General features: G+C 31.8%; 2 protein-coding genes. Both read left to right on the plus strand.

Annotation, left to right across the window (positions count from 1 at the left end):
- Positions 1-614: 614 nt before the first annotated feature.
- Positions 615-1553, plus strand: a complete 939-nt coding sequence (miaA, locus tag HU235_RS16845; protein WP_174880957.1) for a tRNA (adenosine(37)-N6)-dimethylallyltransferase MiaA — start codon at positions 615-617, stop codon at positions 1551-1553.
- Positions 1554-1593: 40 nt separating this feature from the next.
- Positions 1594-1818 (plus strand): RNA chaperone Hfq, encoded by a 225-nt coding sequence (gene hfq / locus HU235_RS16850; RefSeq protein WP_095302327.1) that lies wholly within the window; start codon positions 1594-1596, stop codon positions 1816-1818.
- Positions 1819-2327 lie beyond the last annotated feature (509 nt).

Here is a 2327-nt window from a genome sequence, read left to right on the forward strand (position 1 = left end):
ATCATAGCTTGTTCTTTTATGAACGAAAATAATTTTTTGAAATGTCATCAGGAAAAAAGTCAGTTAAAACAGTTCTTACTAAATGTAGTTAAGGACTGTTTTTTTATGTATTGATGATGAATTGATGCAATCCAGTACATTCAAGTGAAGGCAGAGTTCTACATTTACCAGCTAATACAGAGGTTTTAAAGAGTAAGGCATTTTAGGAACATAACCTAATAAAACTGAATACACTACCAAAAAGAGAAAGGAACATCTTTATGCTTGAACTACTGATTTATATGATGATTGGGATTTTTTATTCAGTGTATAAACTCAAAGAGTTAAAGCGTTATGAGATTATCCTAACAAGCTTATTCTGGCCATTTGATTTGTTATTAAATTTTATTAAATTAGTTGATAAGGTAAAAAGCCGTAATAAACAAATATGAGTCCTATTGGTAGGACTCATATTTGCAATAAAAATATTATGTAAACTATATATTTTTATTGCAAATATATGGAAATCACTGTTTACAATTTCATTAAATAGGATACAATGATCTGGTGTTCAGGAATTGCTCGTGGTAAGATGATGATCGTAGAATCAAATGACCTTGAAAGAGTGATTATGTTTGAAAAAAAAGAAACTCGTTGTCATCATTGGACCGACAGCAGTTGGTAAAACAAAGTTGAGCATAGAATTGGCACATCGACTGAATGGAGAAATCATAAGTGGCGATTCAATGCAGATTTACCGGGGGATGGACATAGGGACAGCGAAAATACAAGAAACAGAAATGCAAGGAGTTCCACATCATTTAATCGACATAAAAAATCCTGATGAAGATTTCTCGGTGGCAGAATTCCAAGCAACAGTTCGACCTTTAATTGATAATATAACTGAACGGGATAAATTCCCGATGATAGTTGGTGGTACAGGTCTCTATATTCAATCTGTTTTATACGATTACAATTTTTCAGATGTTCCTTCTGACCCAAAATATCGTAAAATGTTAGAAGAACAATTAAGCATAAAAGGTGAAGATGCATTACATGAGTTACTTAAAGACATTGATCCTGAAAGTGCTGAGAAAATCCATCCAAACAATAGTAGAAGAGTGATTCGTGCCCTTGAAATCTTTCATTGTACGAACAAAACAATGTCAGAATATCTGAGAAATCAAAATCAAGATATGTTATATGATGTAGCTTTAATCGGTTTAACAATGGATAGAGAAACATTATATGAGCGAATTAACCAACGTGTTGACCTAATGATTGATGAAGGGTTGATTGACGAGGTTAAAGGGCTATATGATGCTGGAATTCGCGATACTCAAGCGATTCAAGCAATTGGATACAAAGAAATTTATGATTATTTTGATGGGAAAACATCGTATGAAGATGCAATAAACAATTTAAAGCAAAACTCAAGAAGATATGCTAAAAGACAATTAACATGGTTTCGTAATAAGATGGATGTTCAATGGTTTGATATGACTCCACCAGTAAATCATGATGAAAAGCTTGAGGAAATTTTTACATATATAGCAGGAAAGCTTCAACTTTAATCGAATAATTTAAAGTATAGAGAAAAGAGGAGGACGAAGCATGAAGCAAGCAGTAAATATCCAAGATCAATTTTTAAATCAATTACGTAAGGATGGAACGTTCGTAACAGTATTTTTATTAAATGGTTTTCAATTAAGAGGCCTGATTAAAGGGTTTGATAATTTTACAGTATTATTAGAAACTGAGGGAAAACAACAGCTCATCTATAAGCATGCGATTTCAACATTCGCACCTCAGAAAAACATACAGCTTGAGCTTGAATAATAGTACAAACAAAGGGAGCTGAATAAAATTTTTCAGCTCCTTCATTATATATACCCCAACTTACCTCAAAAAGAAAATACTTCAAAAATGAGTCAATTAGTTTTAAATTTCAAATAAATGAATATATATAAAGGAATGGATATTTCTTGGGAAAGCGCAAAATTCAACAGGATTCACGGAAATTCGTTACAACTTGTTTTCTTCTACACTTGTATTAGTATAACAAGTATGAAGCGCTTTTGGGAAATTGTGTAATGGGTTAGTAGATATATACATTTCAGTTGAGTTAAACTCTTTTTACCTTAAAAAGGTGGGAATAGCAACATAGAGGGTAACACATTTTGTGGACATGAGGTACACGAAATGATTTTAGTTGCTTTTATCGTTACAGATTGTGAGGTGAACATCTTTGGAAAGAGATCAAGCAGTCACATATAAAACAAACGGACAAATTAATATTATTTTAAATAATCAAACAAAAGAGAAAAAAGAAGAAAAAATAAGTGCAT

This window comes from Metabacillus niabensis (genome assembly GCF_902829255.1).
In the GTDB taxonomy this organism is placed as follows: Bacteria; Bacillota; Bacilli; order Bacillales; family Bacillaceae; genus Metabacillus; species Metabacillus niabensis.